Annotated in this window: 17 protein-coding genes; 7 read left to right on the top strand and 10 right to left on the bottom strand. The window is 43.6% G+C overall.

What is annotated here, in order from left to right; all coding sequences use genetic code 11:
* Position 1 precedes the first annotated feature (1 nt).
* From VK179_16635 to VK179_16620, 4 genes are read right to left on the bottom strand one after another with little or no spacing between them, the layout of a single operon-like run.
* The gene (locus VK179_16635) at positions 2–250 is read right to left on the bottom strand and encodes a phosphopantetheine-binding protein (protein ID HLO60380.1); all 249 of its coding nucleotides are present in this window, start codon (positions 248–250) and stop codon (positions 2–4) included.
* A gap of 3 nt (positions 251–253) precedes the next feature.
* Complete coding sequence (locus VK179_16630) at positions 254–1474, bottom strand: beta-ketoacyl-[acyl-carrier-protein] synthase family protein (GenBank protein HLO60379.1); 1221 nt, start codon at positions 1472–1474, stop codon at positions 254–256.
* Positions 1475–1493: 19 nt separating this feature from the next.
* Complete coding sequence (fabG, locus tag VK179_16625) at positions 1494–2222, bottom strand: 3-oxoacyl-ACP reductase FabG (GenBank protein ID HLO60378.1); 729 nt, start codon at positions 2220–2222, stop codon at positions 1494–1496.
* A 3-nt stretch (positions 2223–2225) separates the two neighbouring features.
* Positions 2226–3764, bottom strand: a complete 1539-nt coding sequence (locus tag VK179_16620; GenBank protein HLO60377.1) for an aromatic amino acid ammonia-lyase — start codon at positions 3762–3764, stop codon at positions 2226–2228.
* Between the two features lie 156 nt (positions 3765–3920).
* Here VK179_16620 and VK179_16615 point away from each other — a divergent pair, with 156 nt between their 5' ends.
* From VK179_16615 to VK179_16595, 5 genes are all read left to right on the top strand, one after another.
* Complete coding sequence (locus VK179_16615; protein HLO60376.1) at positions 3921–4595, top strand: hypothetical protein; 675 nt, start codon at positions 3921–3923, stop codon at positions 4593–4595.
* Positions 4596–4673: 78 nt separating this feature from the next.
* Positions 4674–5867 (top strand): DUF2062 domain-containing protein, encoded by a 1194-nt coding sequence (locus tag VK179_16610; protein HLO60375.1) that lies wholly within the window; start codon positions 4674–4676, stop codon positions 5865–5867.
* Positions 5868–5870: 3 nt separating this feature from the next.
* On the top strand, positions 5871–9731 hold the full coding sequence (locus VK179_16605) for a 1-acyl-sn-glycerol-3-phosphate acyltransferase (protein HLO60374.1): 3861 nt from the start codon (positions 5871–5873) through the stop codon (positions 9729–9731).
* 74 nt (positions 9732–9805) lie between these two features.
* Entirely contained in the window at positions 9806–10405 is a 600-nt protein-coding gene (locus VK179_16600; protein HLO60373.1) for a hypothetical protein, read from the top strand.
* A gap of 211 nt (positions 10406–10616) precedes the next feature.
* Complete coding sequence (locus tag VK179_16595) at positions 10617–11195, top strand: DUF2179 domain-containing protein (protein ID HLO60372.1); 579 nt, start codon at positions 10617–10619, stop codon at positions 11193–11195.
* A gap of 2 nt (positions 11196–11197) precedes the next feature.
* Here the strand turns inward: VK179_16595 and VK179_16590 are convergent, their stop codons facing one another.
* Genes VK179_16590 through VK179_16575 form a run of 4 tightly spaced genes read right to left on the bottom strand, consistent with a single transcriptional unit; the run spans position 11198 to position 16444 of the window.
* Positions 11198–11794 carry a LysE family transporter gene (locus VK179_16590; protein ID HLO60371.1) on the bottom strand — a complete coding sequence of 199 codons (597 nt, stop codon included), beginning with the start codon at positions 11792–11794 and terminating at the stop codon, positions 11198–11200.
* Between the two features lies 1 nt (position 11795).
* Entirely contained in the window at positions 11796–13319 is a 1524-nt protein-coding gene (locus VK179_16585; protein HLO60370.1) for a GH3 auxin-responsive promoter family protein, read from the bottom strand.
* A gap of 47 nt (positions 13320–13366) precedes the next feature.
* A complete protein-coding gene (locus tag VK179_16580; protein ID HLO60369.1) occupies positions 13367–14623 on the bottom strand; it encodes a pyridoxal phosphate-dependent aminotransferase family protein in 1257 nt (418 codons plus the stop codon).
* 21 nt (positions 14624–14644) lie between these two features.
* Positions 14645–16444: a long-chain fatty acid--CoA ligase gene (locus tag VK179_16575; protein ID HLO60368.1), complete on the bottom strand. Its 1800-nt coding sequence runs from the start codon at positions 16442–16444 to the stop codon at positions 14645–14647.
* Between the two features lie 125 nt (positions 16445–16569).
* On the opposite strand from VK179_16575, the gene VK179_16570 reads away from it, so the two are divergent.
* Both VK179_16570 and VK179_16565 read left to right on the top strand, forming a co-directional pair.
* Complete coding sequence (locus VK179_16570) at positions 16570–17517, top strand: carbamate kinase (GenBank protein HLO60367.1); 948 nt, start codon at positions 16570–16572, stop codon at positions 17515–17517.
* 284 nt (positions 17518–17801) lie between these two features.
* The gene (locus VK179_16565) at positions 17802–18803 is read left to right on the top strand and encodes a glucosaminidase domain-containing protein (protein ID HLO60366.1); all 1002 of its coding nucleotides are present in this window, start codon (positions 17802–17804) and stop codon (positions 18801–18803) included.
* A gap of 311 nt (positions 18804–19114) precedes the next feature.
* Here the strand turns inward: VK179_16565 and fmt are convergent, their stop codons facing one another.
* Both fmt and VK179_16555 read right to left on the bottom strand, forming a co-directional pair.
* Positions 19115–20080 (bottom strand): methionyl-tRNA formyltransferase, encoded by a 966-nt coding sequence (fmt, locus tag VK179_16560; protein HLO60365.1) that lies wholly within the window; start codon positions 20078–20080, stop codon positions 19115–19117.
* A 3-nt stretch (positions 20081–20083) separates the two neighbouring features.
* Positions 20084–21334, bottom strand: coding sequence for a bifunctional 3,4-dihydroxy-2-butanone-4-phosphate synthase/GTP cyclohydrolase II (locus tag VK179_16555; protein ID HLO60364.1), 1251 nt, complete (start codon positions 21332–21334; stop codon positions 20084–20086).
* Between the last annotated feature and the right edge of the window lie 24 nt (positions 21335–21358).

The following is a 21358-nucleotide window of genomic DNA, read 5'->3' as shown; positions in this document are numbered from 1 at the left end:
GCTATTTCTTGTTTACGCAGTTAAAAATATATCCGTAAAGATCATCGAGCGTTCTGATCGCGGTCATTTCCTCGCCTTTGAGTGTAAGACCGAATTCTTTCTGAACAATTACGGCAATATCAACAAAGTCGAGGCTTTCAAGGCCCAGGTCGTCTTTAAGATGTGACTGTGGAGTTATCTTGGCTTCGTCAATCTCAAACTCTTCAATAAGAAAAGTATTAATGATCCTGGCGATTTCTTCTTTTGTCATATGTTAGATGTATTTTTTCAAAATTAATGAAGAGTTTGTACCTCCAAAACCAAATGAATTCGAAAGGAACGTGTTGATTTCCTTCGGGGTGGTTTGGGTGGCAATATTCAATTTTCCGGTAAATTCATCCGGTTCTTCAAAATTAATGTTCGGAGCCACAAATGAATTCTGCATCATGAGTATTGAATAAACCACTTCGCTGGCTCCTGCCATCCACATTTCATGACCTGTCATTGATTTTGTGGATGAAACAAGAGGCTTCACATCTCCGAAAATAAAATCAAGAGCCCTGGCTTCGTTCTGATCACCGATGGGTGTAGAGGTGGCATGGGCGTTAATATAATCGATCATCTGAGGTTTGACATCCCCGTCTTTCAGGGCCATGGAAATGGCACGGATCGGACCGTCAACATCAGGCACTGAAATATGCTTGCCGTCAGAGGAAAAACCATACCCGATTACTTCAGCTACAATGGGAGCGCCACGTTTAATGGCATGATCAAGGCTTTCGAGAATTACGGTGGCTGCTCCGCCGCTGGGCACTAGTCCGTCTCTTTTACGGTCAAAAGGTTTGGATGCCCTGGCAGGATCAGCTTCCTGTTTGGAAAAGGCGCCAAGTGCGTCGAAACTGCCAACGCAAAACAGATTCACTTCCTGTGATCCTCCGCACACAATCATGTCCTGGTAACCGTGACGAATCATGTGGAAGCCGAGTCCTATAGCATGTGAACCGCTGGCACACGCTCCGCTTAATGTGAAATTTACACCGCGAAGCTTGAAAATTACCGAGAGATTCATGGTAACCGAAGAATTCATCGACTGAAATACGGCACCTGAACCTACAAGTGCAGTATCCCTGTTTTGTCTTATCACATCCGCGCTCTGTATGACTGACGGGGTGGAACTGTCATTCCCGAATATTATGCCGGCATCATTGTTCTCAAAGTAATGATCCTCAAGACCTGCGTTTTTAATTGCTTCAACCGTGGAAACATAGGCATATTCTGCATGATCTGGCATACACACGCGGGCACGCCTGTCAAGTATACCTTTAAGATTCGGACGTTCAACCTTCCCGGTTAATCCCGACTGATAGCCATAGGATTTACGTTCTTCATCAAGCACAATGCCTGATTTTCCTGTGTAAAGCGATTCCTTTACCTCAGCCAGGTTTTTGCCAATCGAAGAATAAATTCCTATGCCCGTAATTACAACCCTGTTCATAAATTAAAAACAGCAATAGTTAGGTATATAATCCCCCATTTACCGAAATGACTTCGCCGGTTATATAGGATGCCTTTTCAGATGCCAGAAAACAAACAACTTCGGCAACCTCTTCCGGCAGGCCAAAACGGTTGAGTGGTATAAGGTTTTTCAATTCATTTTCATTCAGGTCTTTTGTCATATCAGTCTTGATGAAACCCGGCGCTACCGCATTTACGGTGACTTTTTTCTTGCCGATTTCCTGCGCCAGTGCCTTTGTGGCGCCAATAACGCCCGCTTTGGCTGCGGAATAATTTACCTGGCCGGGAAGACCTTTTAAACCTGAGAGTGAAACGACGTTCACGATCCTTCCATACTTATTCACAAGCATGTTTTTCAGAACGAACCGGGTAACATAAAAAAAGCCGTTCAGATTAGTGTTCATCACATCCTGCCAGTGATTATTTTCCATCCACATCAACAGGGTGTCTTTCCTGATTCCGGCATTGTTTACAAGAACTTCAATATAACTGTCCGGATTTTTTTGCTGCCATTCACTCAGTACTTTTTCCACTTCAGCGGCATCGGTAACATCAAACTGTATTATTGTTCCTTCACCGCCTTCGTTTTTAATAAGCTCAAGAGTGTTCTGTGCCTCTCCTGTATTTCGCACATAATTAATTAGCACATGATAACCCATGGCTGCCAGCTTTATGCATACCGACTTACCAATTCCCCTCGATCCTCCTGTTACCAGTGCAAATTTCATAATCTACAGGTTAATAAAATTTGTACATAAATGCTCCTGAATCTTCCTGATTTCAGGGTATTTTACGGTGTCCTCTTCAAATCTCGGAACCAGTTTCCTTAATTCCCTGTATTTTGAAGAGGTGAATGACGACATCCTGGATTCGATATTCAGGTAATCAATACTCTGCAAAATAGTCATCAATTCAATGGCAAGTACCTGGTAAGTGTTATCAATTACTTTGCGGGCAAACTGGGCAGAATTGGTACCCATGCTCACAATGTCCTGGTTATCGTTATTGTTTGATATACTGTGTACATAATTGGGGAACGACAGGGTTTGATTTTCAGCCACGGTTGATGTAGCTGTAAATTGTGTGCCCTGCATGCCAAAATTCACTCCCAGTTTACCCAGGTTCACAAAAGGAGGAAGTTTATTATTCAGCCTGTCGTTCATCAGGTAGTTGATCTGCCTTTCAAAGAGCATTGACATTTTGGTAATGGCAATTTTTAATTTGTCCATTTCCAGTGAAATGTAATCTCCATGAAAATTTCCACCATGAAAGATATTGTTTTTTTCGGCATCTACAACCGGATTATCGCTGGCGGAATCCGCTTCTTCAAGAAGTATTTTTTCGGTATACTCAATGGTATCCAGAATGGGACCCAGGATCTGGGGAACACAGCGGATTGAATAGTATTCCTGCACCTTATCCGCTATAACATAGTCATTGCTGTGCTTGCCGTTAAAAAAGTGTTCCTCACGCTTGCGGATCAGCTTGCTGTCGGCAAGGATTTTACGCTCAAGCTCCGCAACACGGTTCTGGCCATAATGCTTCTTAACGCGGTTCAATTCCGATGAAAAATAATCGTCAAATGACCTGACGATTTCATTGATCATGGTTGCAACCGTTATGGCCCAGCCCATAAGATTACGGGCATGCAGCAGGTTTACCATCCCGGTTCCTGTCATGAAACAAGTGCCGTTGATAAGCGACAAACCTTCACGAAGATGGATGGAAATGGGTTTAAGCCCTTTAGAGGCAAAAACTTCAGCTGTGTCAGACCATTTTCCCTCAAAGAAAACTTCTCCTTCACCAATCAGAACCAGGGCAATATGGGCAAGCTGAACCAGGTCGCCGCTGGCACCGACACCACCGTGCTCGGGTACAAACGGAATAATATCCAGGTTTACCAATTGCTTCAGTAATTCAATTACCTCCGGGTGCATGCCTGAAAAGCCATGTGAAAAATTGCTGAGCAGCGTGAGCATGGCCGATTTAACATAAACGGGTTTTACTGGATCGCCGCACCCAGATGCATGGCTCCGGATAGCATTATAGTGAAGTTTCAGGCGGTCAGACTCATCAATTTTGTACTGAGCCATTGGACCCAGGCCTGTATTTATTCCATATATGATTTTATTGTGATGAAAGGACTCAAGGAAATCGAAGCTACTTTTTATTCTTTCAGCTGAATTTTTATGTATCTCTACCTTTTCATTTTCATAAAGAACATGGAAATAATCATCAAGAGAAATTTTTCGTTCACCAATACTTAACATTACTTGAAAAGATTTATGCAATAGAAATGATATATAGTCGTTTTATTGGGTTTCGGGTTTGAAAAAAAACGGCTGCAAAATAATAAAAAAATTAAATCATACGGAAATAAATGTGTTAACTTTCCGGCTACCAAAAACACTTTAAACCTTATTTGCATGAAAACACAAAAAATGCTTTCAGGCCTGTTCCTTTTTGTTATCATGGCCACCTTTCCCTACGTTCTAAAAGCTCAGGAAACTACAGAAAAAAAATCAATGATTTATCCTACTTTGGGAGTTGGTTTAGGTTTCTTTTACCCGTCAGACGTTAACAAATACGTCGAAACTGTAATAGCTTCCGGTTATGATTACACAGTCAATACCCAAATTTATATGTATGTTGAGGTGAAAGGCGGGCTGACATTCAGGATTAAAAAAGCTGACTTCACAGCTGCGCTTGAATATGACATAGCACCTAAATATATCGCGGTTACCAATGGCAGCAGTTTTTCCTACACCTATTCAAGAGTTGCCCCGGAAATAACGGCAAACTATTATCTGCCAAACAAATCCGGTAAAAATGCCTTCCTGATAGGCGGTGGCATTAGCTACAGTTTCATAAAATTTAAAGAATTCACCGGTTCAGCGCCCGGTTTTAAAATTCAGGCCGGTTATAGCATGCAGTTCAGTAAAATTAATATTCAGCCTTATTTTGCATTCCGTTATGTGCAAGCAGTTGATAACAATATTTCAGCAGGTTATAAGGAAAACCAGACAAGTTTTGACCTGTCCTATACCGGGGGACAAATCGGCATTATTCTTTCATTCCATTCCCGGATGCTATACAGGTAAGCCATTTATTGCTTCTTGATTTCAAAACAGGGGTTATCGTTGCCGGTTCATTTAAAAATATATATTTGCAATTTGTAAATGAACGCAAAAAATACCACCGGGAGAGGAGATATTTCAACGATGGACTGGTGTGTGGTAATCCCTACCTACAACAACGCGCGGACACTTGGTAAAGTTATTTCCGATGTTTTACAGGTGACCCGCAATGTAATTGTTGTTAATGACGGATCCACTGATTCTACAGCAGCCATACTTAATGATTTCCCGCAGGTAAACATTGTGAGTTACGGGCAAAACCAGGGTAAAGGCTATGCCTTGCAACGTGGTTTTGAAAAAGCAAGGCAACTTGGTTTTTCATATGCCATAACAATTGATTCCGACGGTCAGCATTACGCAAAGGATATTCCTCTGTTCTTAAAGTCTATTAAGGAAAATCCGGGCGCCCTGATTGTTGGAGCCCGCACATTGCCTTCTGAAAAAATGAGGGCGGGCAGCAGTTTTGCCAACCGGTTTTCCAATTTCTGGTTCCGTTTTATTTCGGGTGTCAGTTTACCCGATACACAATCCGGTTTCAGGCTTTATCCTCTAGAATCGTTGCAGTCAATCCGGTTCCTGACCCGCAAGTATGAGTTTGAGCTGGAAGTGCTGATTCGTTCGGCATGGAGAGGCATACCTCTCATGAATATTCCCATCAATGTATTTTACCCTGAAAAAGAAGAACGCGTAAGCCATTACAGGCCATTCCGCGATTTTGTACGCATCAGTGTCCTTAATGCCATTTGCGTGCTGATAGCAGTGCTTTATGTCAAGCCTTTTTCATTTATTCGTTTCCTGAAAAAGGAGAACATAAAGGATTTTGTTAAACGCAATGTGCTGCAGACAGGCGAATCAAACCAGAAACTGATCCTGTCGGTGATGTTCGGTGTTTTTATGGGGATAGTGCCCATCTGGGGTTACCAGCTCATCACAGCCATTGCACTTGCATACCTGCTGAGATTGAACAAACTTCTTGTTATTGTTGCAGCCAATATCAGCATATTTCCTATTACTCCGCTGATCCTGTATTGCAGTTATGTTACCGGGGGATTGATTCTTTCAGGAAACGGCAGTCTACCGTTCAGTTCGGATATCACACTGGCATGGGTTAAAACAAACCTGCTGCAGTATTTACTGGGTTCCGTTGTATTTGCCGTAATAATGTCGGCACTTTCAGGCTTGCTGACTTACTTGTGTCTTAAAACATTCCGCAGAAATCCTGTCATAATCGATTGAGCTATGGAAATGTTTTTCGTACACCTGTACCGTTTTTTCAGCAAAAGAAGATTCCGACTTTTCTTCATCGTTTCAGCGGTGGCCGCAATATCCATATTTCTTGCTTCACGAATCCGGTTTGAGGAGGATATAAATAAAATGATATCGGGAGTTGAATCCTCCGGAATCCTTAGCCGTATTGTGGAGCAATCCAAATTTCTCGATAAAATCATTATATCGGTTACAGCAGATCAATCAAACGGGAACGTAAGTCCGGATGAACTTGTGTCTGCCGGTGACAGGCTCGCCGATACCCTGAAATCAGAAACGTTCAGACCCTGGGTGAAAGTTGTTACTTACCGTGTGGCTGACACGGTGGCACAAACCATGATGGATGTGGTTTACAACCATGTTCCGCTGTTTTTGGATCAAGCCGATTATGCCGTTATGGATTCTATGGTAACTCCGGAACGGATTGAAAAAGCTGTCAGCAACGACCTGAAAAACCTACTATCGCCCGCCAGTTTTACAATGAAGCAGATGATAGTCCGCGATCCGGTTGGTTTCAGTGGTCTCGCCCTTAAAAAGCTTGGTTCATTCCAGAACGATGAGAACTATACAATGGTTAACGGGTGTATTTTCTCGAAAGATCTTAGCCACCTGATGATGTTTATTACACCGGTATTTGCTTCGACACAAACATCGCAGAATGCTGTTTTTATTGAAAAGCTTAACGGGGCTATTGAAAAAATTCAAAAGGATCACAGGGGAGTGCAAATTGAACCTTTTGGTTCTGCTCTTATTGCATCGGGCAATGCCGAACGGCTTAAAAAGGATATACGGCTTACGCTTACGATCACCATTATTCTTCTTTCACTGATCATTACTTTTTCGGTTAAAAAGAAAGCGCTGTTCCCTTTTATCTTCCTCCCTGCCATTTTCGGTGGGATAATGGCCCTTGCTGTGCTGTTTCTTGTACAGGGAAAAATTTCGGTTATCTCGCTCAGCATCGGAACCGTGATTATGGCCATAACCGTCGATTACGCACTTCATATCACAACCCATTACAAGCATAAGCATTCGGTAATCCAAACTATTAAGGATGTTTCATTTCCCATTATTGTATGCGGATTTGCCACGGCATTTGAATTTCTGACTCTTGTTTTTGTTTCATCTGAATCGCTGCATGAGCTGGGCATCCTGGCTTCCATTAGTGTGGTCACCGCAGCCTTCTTCACAATGGTTGTGCTTCCGCACATACTGGAAGCCACTCACCGTGTAAGTGATGAAACCGAAGAGAAAAACTACCTTGAAAAAGTCCTGGACCGCATCACCAACTATGCATTCGACAAAAACAAATTGCTGCTCGGTGCCATGGTTGTGTATACCTTTGTGGCCGCATTCTATTTCAACCGTGTCGGGTTCGAAACCGATATGATGAAGATGAATTTTATGTCGGATGCCCTCAAACGAACCGAGAACGACCTGAACCGGATCAACAATGCAAAACTCAGTTCGCTTTACGTGGTGGCTTATGGCTCCGATCTTCAGGATGCTCTGAAAAGCAATGAACGTGTTCTTGCTTTAGCCGGGAGCCTGAGAAAAGACGGCTATGTAAAGAGCTTTACAAGTCCCAGTTCACTTTTAATGTCAGATTCACTGCAGGCAGTGCGGATTGCACGCTGGAATGATTTCTGGAACAGGCACAACAGGGAACGGTTTTTGAAAACACTCAACCAGAAAGCTGTTCAGGCCGGCTTCCGTCCTGGATCCTTTTCTGAATTTGAAAATGCAATCCACACTGATTTCAAACCAGCTGATTCTTCTGTTTTTAAAACACTGGAATCGATATTCTTTGTTGACAATATATCGGTTTCACCTGACCTGGCTTCCATAGTTACCATTCTTAAGGTAACAGACGAGGGGAAAGAGTTGGCAGAGAAAAAATTCAGCGATTTGCAGGGTTCCATTGTAATCGACAGGAAATCGGTTCTTACCCGGATGGTGAACACACTGGCAAATGATTTCAATTTCATCGCCAATGTCAGCCTTCTGTTGATCCTGCTGGTGCTGATCCTTGCCTTTGGCCGAATCGAGCTGGGTTTTATAACTTTTGTGCCCATATTGCTCAGCTGGATATGGACCCTTGGTTTCATGGGCATATTCGATATCCGGTTCAATATTTTCAATATAATCATTTCATCGTTCATAACCGGTTTGGGAATCGACTACAGCATTTATATCATGCAGGGACTTGTACAGGGGTATAAGACCAATGACCGCAACCTGTTATCATACAAAACCTGCATTCTGATTTCGGTTCTGATTTCAATATCCGGCACAGGGGTGCTTATCCTGGCAAAACATCCCGCGCTGAATTCAATAGCCCTGATATCAATAGTAGGACTGCTTTCCGTTGTGCTTATATCTTATACTTTCGAGCCATTGTTTTTCGAATACCTTATCCTTAAAAAGAATAAGAAAAGATACCTTCCGGTTATCCTGTCGGATCTGATCATTACTATCCTTGTTTTCTCTTTGTTCGTGGCAGGATGCCTGTTCATGAATGTTATGCTCGTACTGGTTTTACTCCTTCCTTTAAGGAGAGTGAAAAAGCAGCTTATCCTTCATCATGCCATGATGGTCTGGTGCAGAGTACCTGTTTATGCCATGTTTCATATAAAAAAGAAGATCATTAACGTGGCGGGTGAGGATTTTACCAAACCGGCACTGATCATCAGCAATCACCAGTCGCATATCGACCTCCTCCTGCTTCTTATGCTGAATCCTAAACTCATCGTAATTACTACAAAATGGGTATGGAATAACCCGATATATGCCCTGGTAATCCGCTATCTGAATTATTACCCGGTTATGGAGGGTTATGGCGACCTCACCGGCAAGCTCAGGAAGAAACTGGATGAAGGATATTCGGTTATCATCTTTCCCGAAGGCAGCCGCTCAGCGGATTCCTCGATCACCCGTTTTCATAAAGGGGCATTCCTGGTTGCACAGCAGCTTGAACTGGACATTATACCGATTATGATCCACGGGGCCGGCGATTGCATGAACAAAGGTGAAAACCACCTGCGGGGAGGTTCAATCACATTGAAAATTTTCCCGCGGATAAAACCCGGCGAGGCCTTGTACGGATCGGATTACCATGAGATGACAAGGTTTATGCTGAAATATTTCAGGAGCGAATATGCCATGTTGAAGCAGGAACTGGAAACACCGGCCTATTTCAGAAGAAAACTCATACGGAATTATATTTATAAAGGGCCGGTGCTCGAATGGTACACAAGGATCAAACTGTCGCTTGAGAAAAATTATGAGTTTATAAATAGCCTGGTTCCGCGTAATGCAGCAATTACCGACATCGGATGCGGTTATGGCTATCTCAGTTATATGCTTTCCTTCGTTTCGCCTGACCGGAAAATCCTGGCCATCGATTATGATACCGATAAAGTAGAACTGGCTAATAACTGTATTTCAAAATCAGAAAATATTTGTTTTGTTGCCGCTGATGCATCTGAATATGATCTCCCTCATTCGGATATTTTCATTCTGAGTGATGTGCTCCATTACCTGCCAGAGGAAAAGCAGGATATGTTGCTGAAAAGATGCATGGACAGGCTCAATGACGGAGGCCGTGTTATCATCCGCGATGCGGACCGTGATCAGCAGAAACGCCACCGCGCCACACAGTACACTGAATTCTTTTCAACACGTTCAGGATTTAATAAGGCCGAAGATAACCGGCTGTTTTTCTTTTCAGGCACCAAGATTAAGGAATTGGCTGAAAAACACGGTTTTGAAGTCCGAACTTCAGGCGATTCACGGATCACTTCAAATTCGCTGTTCGTGTTAAAAAAGCAGGGATAGTTCCTGTAACACTTTGATGAAAATGATCGTAACATGAACGTTCTTTAACATTCATCACAAAAACATTCATTACTATGAGAAAAAATTTGATCTTGATCATGTCAGTTCTGTTGTTGTCGGCTTTTACGGCCAGCGCGCAGAAAATTACATTGAAAAGCGGATCGGTTGATCAGTTGAAAGGCCAGCAAACTCTCCTGGTTACTTATGACTACAGCAATATGGGTGTAGGTAAATTTGATAAAGAAGACGATTACATTGCTAAGAAATCGGCCGACTATAATAAGAGTGAAGCCGGCAAAGGCGACAAATGGAAGGAACAGTGGAAAGCCGACAGAAGTGGCCGTTATCAGCCGAAATTTGAACAGCTTTTCAATGAGAATACAAATAATGCAAAGGTTGATCCCAAGGCAGCGGATGCCAAGTATACCATGGTTGTGCACACCACATTCATTGAACCCGGATTTAACGTGGGAGTTACCCGTAAACCCGCCTTCATTAATACAGAGGTTATTATTAAAGATGCATCAGGAAAAGAAGTAGCCCTCATTACCGTTCAGAACTGTCCGGGCCGTGATGCCATGGGTTTTGATTATGACACAGGATACCGTATTGAAGAAGGTTATGCCAAGCTTGGAAAAGCGCTGGCAGGCTTTTTGAATAAGCAATTGAAGTAAATTTTGAAGTTGTTTCATGTTGTTTCAAAGTTGTTTCATGTTGTTCAAGCGCAAGGCTTGAAACGCAAAGCTTGAAACGCGAAGCTTGAAACGCGAAGCTTGAAACGCGAAGCATGAAACGGCGAAGCGTCAAACGGCATAAAAGAGGCAGGCAAAAACCTGTCTCTTTTTTTTTGACTAATTTAGCCACATAACCCCTAATATCCGGTTTATGGACATTCTGAATTCGCCCTGGTTTGATTACCTGTTGCTGCCGCTTCTCATTTTCTGCCTAAGGATTTGCGATGTATCCCTGGATACAATGAGGATCATTTTTATGACAAGGGGTTTGAAAAAAATTGCCCCTGTGATAGGTTTTTTTGAAATTCTCATCTGGATTGTGGCCATTACGCGTATCATGCAAAACCTTGATAACTGGATTACCTATGTGGCCTATGCGGCAGGCTTTGCCACCGGCAACTACGTGGGCATGCTGCTGGATGAAAAACTTGCCATTGGACATGAAATGATCAGGGTAATCACGAAAATAGAACGTCCTGATCTTGCAGATACTTTGCGTCGCACCGGTTTCGGTGTCACTGTGGTTAAAGCAGCAGGAATGCAGGGCACTGTAGAAATATTGTACATTATTGTCAACCGCAAAAATCTGAAAACCGCTATTGAAGTGATTGACAGGATGGCACCGAATGCATTTTTCACTATTGAAAACATACATTTTGTAAACCGTCCGCTGGATAAGAATTTTATTCCGGATAATTCTTCTGTAAGCGTCCCAAAAGCCAGACCCTGAGGCTATCTCAGCATAATCCAGATACCAAGGCCAATCATAATGATTCCTGAAATGATATAGACCACTTTCAGAACTTTGGAATGGATGATACTGCTTAACCGGTAAGCAAAGTATGCCTTGCAAATATCAATTGCCGCCATAGTAAGCAAAGCGGTCATGTAATAAAAAAACACCTGCCTGCCGGTGTACTTGAATTTTGTAAGCGTTACCGCCATTGTTCCCAACCAGAAAATTACAACAGACGGATTCAGCAGGTTAATGAAAAAGCCATTCATGAATACGCGGAAATGTTTCCGGATTATGATACCCGACGATTCATTCCGGCGCCTTGAAATTATATAGTTCACGCCAAAAGCCATAAAAACTATGCCTCCCACGATATCGAAATAGTGATTATGAACGAGTGTGCGGTTAATCCAGGCAGCGAAGAAATAGGTACCTGTTATAATGAGGGAATCGCAAAGCACAACTCCGGCATCAAACCACATGGCGGCCTTGAAACCCCTGGTCATGCTGGTTTCTATAAGCATAAAAAAAGTAGCGCCGATCAGAACACTCAGGAGGAGTCCGGTCAGCAAGCCATTGAGAATGATACTCATATCAAATCAGATACGGGCTGCAGAATTCATTCCATTCTTCGAACTGCCTGCCGATGACACGCGGAAATTTATACTGTCCGCCTTCTTTACCCTTCATCTTCAGCCAATCATAGAATGCCTGCACCGGCATGACCTCAACCATAATATCCTTCAGGGCAGCCCTTCTTTCCACAGCATAATCATCGTTAAGTTCACTCAGCGTTTTATCAAGGAGAAGCTTCAGTGCTTCTTTGTCTGCTACCTTGTCATCGGTTCCGATATACCACTTATGGGCAAAGAGATTCTGATGAGGTATGCCGGCAACTGTAAACTCTTTTATGTCGATGTTCATTCTCTCTGAAACAAGGCTGACAGCCCTTGTCATATTGTCAACGCTGAGGTGTTCACCGCAAAGACTAAGAAAATGCTTTGTTCTTCCGGTAATCACTATTTCAAAGTCGCGTGCTGATACAAATTTAACTGTATCACCTATCAGGTATCTCCAGGTGCCTGCATTAGTAGAAATCAGGAGAGCATAATCCTCATTCTCTTTTACCTGGTCGATTGTAAGCACTTCCGGGTTTTCGGCAAGGCTTCCATCTGCCTTGAAGTTGGCAGAATTGAAGGGTATGAATTCAAAAAATATACCGTTATCGAGTGACAACTGCATCGCGTGGTCCCTTTTCCTTTGGTAGGCAAGGAATCCTTCCGAAGCAAGGTAGGTTTCAAGATAGAATACTTCCTTGCCCATAAGTTTTTCAAAGCTTTTTTTATAGGGTTGGAAATGAACCCCGCCATGTGCAAAAACCCTGAAATTGGGCCATATATCATGGATGGTCTGTAAACCATACCTGTCGATTATTTTCTCAAGAAGGATCTGAACCCAGGCCGGAACACCGCAAATACCGCCGATATCCCAATCTTTTGCCTTAGAGACTATTTTATCGAGCTTTGTACTCCAGTCTCTTTCTTTTGATATCTGGCCGGGCTTATAGAAGCCGTTAAACCAGAAAGGAAGGCGTCCGGCAAGGATTCCGCTCAGGTCACCTTCAAAATAGGTTTCCATATTCACCAGTGTGGTACTTCCTCCAAGCATAAGAACACTGGTCTCATAAAAATTAGGAGGTAATTCAAGGTCGGCCAGCGAAAGAAGCTGCCGGATTCCGATACGCCGGATTGATTTGATCATATCGCGTGTAAGCGGAACTCTTTTGCTTGAATCATTGGAAGTGCCTGATGTAAGGCCGAAATATTTAACCTTTCCGGGCCATGTGATATCAGGCTTGCCTTCAAGTAATTTATGCCAGTAATCGTTAAATAAAGTTTCGTAGTGATATAAGGGCACCTGTTTCTGAAAATTGGCAACAAGGTCGTTACTGTTTAAAATTTCAGTAAAACCGTGATCTTTTCCAAAAGCCGTGTTTTTTGCTTTGTTGAGCAGTTTTGCAAGAGTATCCTGCTGTACATCAAAATTGAGTTGTTTTTTTTCGAGGTTGTTCTTCTTCTTTACCAAAACCCCGTGAACAATCGTGCCTACAATGGCCATAGGTGATGTTTTTTGAAATTAGCAGACAAATGTAACAAAAAAGGCATTCAGTCAATCAGGTCGATCATCTCCTTTTCAACTTCCTCACGTGCCGTTTTAAGCATTGAAATCGCCTTTAGGATATCTTCCTCTTTATGAGAAGCCATAAGCTGGAACCTGAAAATTGCTTTTCCTTTAGGGACTGCCGGAAATTCGATAAGATTCAGGAGCAGCCCGCGTTCAAAAATCTTTTTAAAAATCATCCGGGTAGGCCTTTCATGCCCTATGAGAACCGGAACTATCTGTGAAGGCTCACCGTTCACGATGAAACCGTTTTCCCTGAAACTTTTGACAGTAAAATCAACAAGCTCTTTGAGCCGTTTCCGCAGGCGATCACCCTCCTCCGAAAAGACAAGATCAATGCTTTTACTAGCAATATGGCACTGAAGAGGGGAGGCGCCGGTTGAGAACATGTAGCTGGGTGACATGATGGTCATCTGTCTTCTTATATCCTCCGGCCCTGCCACAAACCCGCCGTTGGTACCGAATGCCTTACTGAAAGCCCCGCAAATGATTAGATTTTTTGAATACTGCAAATCAATGCTTTCCAGCAGGCCAAGGCCCTTTTTACCTTTCACTCCAAGATCATGTGCTGTATCAATGATAACTATGGCCTCATATTTATGGGCCAGTTCCATGAGCCGCCTCAGGTCAGGCGCATCCGAATTCATCGAATACAAACTCTCGGTAACAATGAACAGGCCGTTTTTATCGTCCGTCTGGCGACACCTTTCCAGCACGTTATCAAGGTGTGTCATGTCATTATGATTGAACTTAAACAGGCTGCCGGTTGAGAATTTTGAAGCAATCTGCATGCAATTATGGGCCAGTGAATCAATTACTATGGTATCCTTGCTGTTGGTAAGTCCCGCAATTGCGCCAAAACAAGCCATCCAACCTGTCGGAAAAACAAGCGCCGTATTCTGTTGCAGCAGCACAGCAAGTTTCCTTTCAAGTTCGGCTGTCCATATGGTCCTCCCTGTAAGAGTAGGGGATCCGGCACTGTGGATAATGCCGTTCTCTTCAATAAATTGCTGAAGCGACCGGATCAGATCTTTATGTGTGGATAATGCCAGGTAATCCTGGGTTCCGAAATTCAACGGCCTCCTGTTATCGTTTTCGAGCCCGAACGGCCATAAATTCTGTTCCTGCCGGAGTATACCCCAATGATTGAAGGATTCATATCTTTCTGCAAGGTTCTTCCCGCTAAAATTCATAAAATTCAGACCACTTCCCTCGAAGGGTCCCAGTATCTGCGAACTCATATTGCATGATTTACAAAACGTTTATTCTCCAAGATCTCCTTTCTGTACTGAAAAGATTTCTTCAATTATAGCAGAGTATCGGTTGGTAAGAAGTTTTCTTTTTAACTTCAGGGTAGGGGATAGCTCTCCGGTATTCTGGCTCCATTCTTCCTGCACCAGCCTGAACCGTTTGATCTGTTCAGTCTGGCCAAGCTGTTTGTTCATCTCGACCACAACCTTCTGATACCGCGCAATGACCTGCGGCAGCTGAATAAGCTCGGCATTATCACGGAATTCAATACCGTGACGCATAGCCCAATTATGGAGGAAATTGAAATCAGGTGAAATGATGGCGCTGGCAAACTTTTGATTTTCACCAACCACCATTACCTGTTCAATGAAGTTCGATTCTTTCAGTTTGTTTTCTATAACCTGCGGTGCAATGTACTTGCCGCTTGACAGCTTAAACATTTCTTTCTTCCTGTCGGTGATTTTCAGATACCTTCCTTCTATCATGATCCCTATATCACCGGTATGCAACCATCCTTCATCGTCAATCACTTCTTTTGTCATTTCAGGTTCCTTATAATAACCGGCCATTACGTTAGGCCCTTTCACAAGGATTTCACCATCATGGGCAATCTTCACCTGAACTCCGTCAATAGCCGGACCAACAGTTCCGATGCGGATATCACCGGTTACCGGTAACCGGTTCGCGGCAATCACAGGCGAAGATTCGGTCATACCGTATCCTTCGGCAACAGGAATGCCGGCTGCATTAAAGATTACACAAAGCCGGGGCTGAAGTGCTGCTCCGCCTGCCACAATAAGCTGCACATTCCCTCCAAGGGCCTGTCTCCACTTGCTGAAAACAAGGCGGTCGGCAATGCTTAGCTGTAATCTGTAAAAAAAATTATTGGTTTGTGGTATTCTGTATTTCATTCCGATGTTCACGGCCCAGAAAAAAATCTGTTTCTTAATCCCGCGCAAATCCCTTCCCTTGCTGATAATTTTGTCATAGGTTCTTTCAAGGAGCCTGGGGACTGAAATGAATACATGTGGCTTTACTTCATTCAGGTTTTCAGCAATTGTTCCAAGGCTTTCAGCATAATATATGCTCACGCCGATACTCTGGAAATAATAATTGATTGTCCTTTCGAAAACATGGCTTATGGGCAGAAAGCTCAGGGTTCGGTGCGTACAGTTGAAACTATACGTATGCGAAATCGAATCCACATTGCTCATTATATTCCTGTGTGACAGCATCACTCCTTTGGGATTTCCCGTTGTACCGGATGTGTATATAAGGGTGACAATGTCTTCGGGCACTATATTCTTCCTTATTTTGTCGAGCGTGTTATAGTAGGTTTCAACGAACCGGCTTCCGGTTTCCAAAATTTCCTTCCAGTTTCTCACCCCTTCCAGTTCATTGTAGCTGTAGATTCCTTTGATGCTGCTAATCTTTTCGGCAATGGGCTTTAGTTTCTCATACAAAGATTTGTCAGAAACAAAAAGCAATTTCGGCTCGCAATTATTCAGGATGTAAGTGTAATCATCTTCACTTATTGTAGGGTAGATGGGTACATGGATAATTCCAACCTGGCTCAGGGCCATATCCATGATGTTCCATTCGGGCCTGTTATTTGAAACTGTGGCCACAAGATCTCCTTTTTTAAGACCTAAATGGATCAGACCGTAACTTGCATTTTCAACCTGGCTGGCGTAGTCCCTGACCGAATATTTAATCCAGGTGCCTTTCTCCTTGTTTGACAGAATGTCTTCCTTCTCAGGGCAAATGTTAAGCAAGTTGTCGAGAATGTCAAAGGTCCTTTGTAATTCCATGAGATAACTTTTCTTTAGCTGTAATGTAAATATAATGCTTTTAAGTTCTGTTCGATAACATGGAACATTATCATTTTTTGAACCGGTAGAATCACTTACCTTTTCAACAGATATAATTTCAGCCTATGAAAAAGTTAGCGGTTGTAGCCCTTGGAGGCAATGCGCTTCAGCGTGACAATCAAAAAGGAACAATTGAAGAACAGGAAAAAAATACGTTCAAAACTCTTGAGAATCTTATTTTTCTTATCCGTGACGGATACGAACTTGTCATTACCCATGGTAACGGCCCACAGGTAGGCGACCTGTTACAGCGTAACGATGCGGGGGAGCAGGTTTATGGCATACCGCAAATGCCTCTCGACATTTGCGTTGCCGGCACCCAGGGAGAGATAGGGTATATGATTGAAAGAATTCTGCGAAATGTGCTTCACAAACATGGTATTCAAAAGAATATTGTCAGTTTGATCAGCCAGGTGGTTGTCGACCGGGAAAGGAAATCTTTTAAGAATTTGGTAAAACGTGTTGGTCGCAGTTATTCACCTGAAATGGCTGAAAAGCTGGCGAAAGAAAAGGGATGGATTTTTAAGGAAGAAAAAAAGTCGGACGGCGGCTTACGGCGGGTAGTTGCTTCACCTGAGCCAGTCGAAATTCTGAACAGCGATATAATTAAATACCTTGTTGGACAGGGAAATATCGTCCTGGCTGCCGGAGGTGGCGGAATACCTGTGTATATAGATTCAAAAGGGAATTACAGGCCTGTTGAAGCGGTGATCGACAAGGACATGGCGTCTTCTTTGCTGGCTGTGAAGATTAATGCCGATGAGTTGTATATCCTTACCGATGTGCCTTATGTTTACCTGAATTATAAAAAGCCTGACCAGCAAATTGCGGAATTCATTACTTACAAACAGGCCAGGGAATATATTAAGCAGGGCATGTTCGGCGAAGGCAGCATGGCCCCTAAAATGGAAGCTGCCCTGTTCTTCATTGAACGCGGCGGTGCCAAAAGTGTAATCACTGAAGCTACCAAGCTTGAGAATAAGAAATACGGATCGAGGATCACTATGGAATAGGTATATCGTCATTGCGAGGAGCCAGGCAAATCAACGATTATACCGAATTCTCCGGCGACGAAGCAATCTGCCGGAACAGGAAGGGCCTTACCACTACAGACACTTTAAAAGGTCTCTCTTGGCGAAGTTCTGCCTGTGCGGGTAGATTGCTTCGTCGACAATAATTTATAGTATAATCAATGATCTTACAAGCTCCTCGCAATGACGATGCTGTTGAATTGTTAATAACTCCACAACACAGCTTCCCGTTCTCACGTTAATTTTGCAGCATATGCAATGTTAAAATGAGAAAAGGACTATTCATGCTTTGCCTGCTGATCAGCTGTAAATTGCTGCTGGCTCAGTATCCCGAAAAGATGACGCGCCCGATGTATTTCGATAAGTATAGGGAAATTGCAATCCGCGAAATGAACCGGTCGGGTGTTCCGGCCAGCATTACCCTGGCACAGGGTGCCCTTGAAAGTGGAGATGGAAACAGCCGTCTGGCAAGAGTTGCCAATAATCATTTCGGAATAAAATGTCATAACGACTGGGACGGAAAGACCATTCTTGAAGACGACGAAACCCGAAATGAATGTTTCAGAAAATACGCATCTGTTGAGGATTCCTACCGTGATCATTCCGATTACCTGCGTTCCAAAACTAGGTATGCCTTTTTGTTTGAACTGAACCCAACTGATTATAAAGGGTGGGCGAGGGGATTAAAGAAGGCCGGCTACGCTACCAACCCTCATTATGCCGAGTCGATCATTAAAATCATCGAAGATTTCGGCCTGAACACCTATGACCGGATGGCGGTTGATGATGTGAAGGAAAACAGGGATAAAAACCCGGTCGCACCAAACGCAGCAAAACGTCCGGTGCTTGAGCGTAACCGGGTGAAGTACATACTGGCCAAAAAGGGCGACACTTTTGAATCGGTTACTGCAGAACTCGGTAAACTTTCGTGGGAATTGCCGCAGTACAATGATCTTTCCGATGTGGATTCGCTGAAAGCGGGACAGGTAGTGTATATTCAGCCAAAACGAAAGAGGGCCGAGGCCGGTAAGGAAACCCACATCGTTAAAGAAGGGGAAACCATGTATACGATTTCACAGTTTTATGCAGTCAGGCTCGACAAACTGTATTCAATGAACAATATGCAACCCGGGACAAAACTTGTTCCCGGATCTGTTCTGCAACTCAGGAAAGCCGTAAGAACCCATGGCCGGAATCATTTCCGGTCAGCACCGGTAAAGAAAGACCTTAACGATTCGGATGAGGAGCAGATAAAGGTGGATTGGTGAAAAGAGCAGTCAATGCCATGCATACGTCATTGCGAGGAGCTTGAGTAATCTTTGATTATAATAGGAATATTTTGCGACGAAGCAATCTGCCCGAACAGGCTGAGCCCTGCAAAGAGTGATACATTCAGTTCCAAATTGTTGTCTTGGTTAGGCTTTTCCTGTGCAGGCAGATTGCTTCGTCGCAATTAAACAGTTTTATAATCATTGTAAGTTCACGCTCCTCGCAATGACGGGCTTTTTCAATCTGCCCGAACAGTTTCCTGTGCAGGCAGATTGCTTCGTCGCCTTAAATTCTGATTATAATCAAGTACTTATCTCGCTCCTCGCAATGACGACGGTTGTGCCCCCCTCAAAAACTCCTCTACACCCATCTGTTTCCTGGCCTGCTGCTGAAGTTTCAGTATATTAATAAAACCGTCTTTTGTGGCCACTTTTAAAAAGGTCTTCCCGTCAGTTACAATGGTTCCTGAAGTATGGTTATGTGGCTCATACATCGGCCGCGCTTCATATATTTTCATTCCTGTGATTACCCCATTTGCCGATTCGAATTCAGTCCATGCTGTTGGAAACGGGCTCAATCCCCTTATAAAATTGTGGACTTTTATGGATTCCTGGTCCCACCTGATCCGGCAGTCTTCACGGAAAATTTTCGGAGCAGGCCTGAGTTCTCCCTGTTCAGTGATCATGTCCTGGGCAACTCCCCTGGCTTTACCCGATATTATATCCCGAATGGTTTCCACAACCAGTTCAGCACCCATTTCCATCAACCGGTCATGAATGTCGCCTGCATTTTCGTTTTCACCAATTTCCGTCTCACGGCGATGGATCACCGATCCTTTGTCTATTTCATGATTAAGGAAGAATGTTGTTACTCCGGTTTTCTTTTCCCCGTTGATAACTGCCCAGTTTATGGGTGCAGCGCCCCGGTACTGAGGAAGAAGGGATGCATGAAGGTTAAAGGTTCCCATTGGCGGCATATTCCATACTTCTTCAGGAAGCATCCTGAAGGCAACGATAACCTGGAGACCGGCATCAAGCGATTTCAGCTCTTTCAGAAAATCAGGGTCCTTAAGTTTCAACGGCTGCAATACTTTCAGACCATGAGCCAGGGCATATTCCTTTACAGGAGATTGATGTAGCTGAAGACCCCTTCCTGAAGGTTTGTCGGGCATTGTAATAACACCCCTTATATCATATCCGGCCTTAAATATAGCGTCAAGAGAAGCCACAGCGAACTCGGGAGTTCCCATGAAAACGATGCCCGGGTTTTTGTCCATTCCTTATTCGTTAACAATTCTGAAATCCTTGTCCTCAAGAAGATCCAGCAAATGACCCATCTTGTTTTTCTTGGTTTTCAGGTAAAACTCATTGTGCTCGTTCGGAGGAATACAGAGCGGTATATTATCAACAATTGTAATCCCATAACCTTCGAGGCCGGCACGTTTTACAGGGTTATTTGTTATCAGCCTTACTTTTCCGAGTCCTAATTCATGAAGAATACTGGCGCCCACACCGTAGTCACGTTCATCTTCCTCAAATCCCAGCTCGATATTGGCTTCGACAGTGTCACGGCCTTTTTCCTGAAGATTATAGGCTTTTATTTTGTTGAAAAGTCCGATTCCCCTTCCTTCCTGGTTCAGGTAAACCACAACACCCTGCCCCGCCTTTTCAATCATTTTCATGGCCTCATGAAGCTGCGGTCCACAGTCACATCGGTAAGAACCGAAAATATCACCAGTCATGCATGATGAATGAACCCTTACCATCACCGGATCATCAGGCGTCCAGGTGCCTTTTATGAGCGCAAGGTGTTCAAGCCGGTTTGACTTCTGAATAAATGGGATTACTGTAAAGGTTCCGTATTTAGTGGGGAGCTTTGCTTTCTCACCCTTAATTACAAGACTTTCCTGCTCAAGGAGATAAGCGATCAAGGATTTGATCGTGATAATACAGAGCTTATGTTTCTTGGCAATTTCAAGAAGTTCCGGAAGACGGGCCATACTGCCGTCCTCATTCATAATTTCAACCAGGGCGCCACCGGGTTTTAATCCGGCCAGACGGGCAAGATCAATGGCGGCCTCGGTATGTCCGGGTCTGCGTAACACACCTTTTGCTTTTGCTTTCAGGGGGAAAATATGTCCGGGCCTGCCAAGATCCTCCGGCCGGGTATCAGGGTCAACAAGTGCCCGGATTGTTTTGGCACGGTCACTGGCCGATATACCGGTGGTGCAGCCATGGCCGAGCAGATCAACAGAAACCGTAAAGGGTGTGGCATGCAATGAGGTATTGCTTTTCACCATTAATTCCAGTTCAAGCTGTTCACATCTTTTCTCGGGAATAGGAGCACAGATCAATCCCCGGCCATAGGTGGCCATGAAATTTACTATTTCTGGTGTTATAAGCTCGGCAGCGCAAATAAAATCGCCTTCGTTTTCCCTGTCTTCATTATCAACAACAATAACAACTTTTCCGGCTTTAATATCTGCAATGGCCTCCTTAACTGTATTCAATTCAATCAGCATGTTATTCATAACCCAATCCGGATGAGAGATTCA

The organism is Bacteroidales bacterium (assembly GCA_035299085.1).
Lineage (GTDB): Bacteria > Bacteroidota > Bacteroidia > Bacteroidales > UBA10428 > UBA5072.
The sequence above is the reverse complement of the archived record's forward strand: the minus strand, read 5'-3'. Positions and strand labels throughout refer to the sequence as shown.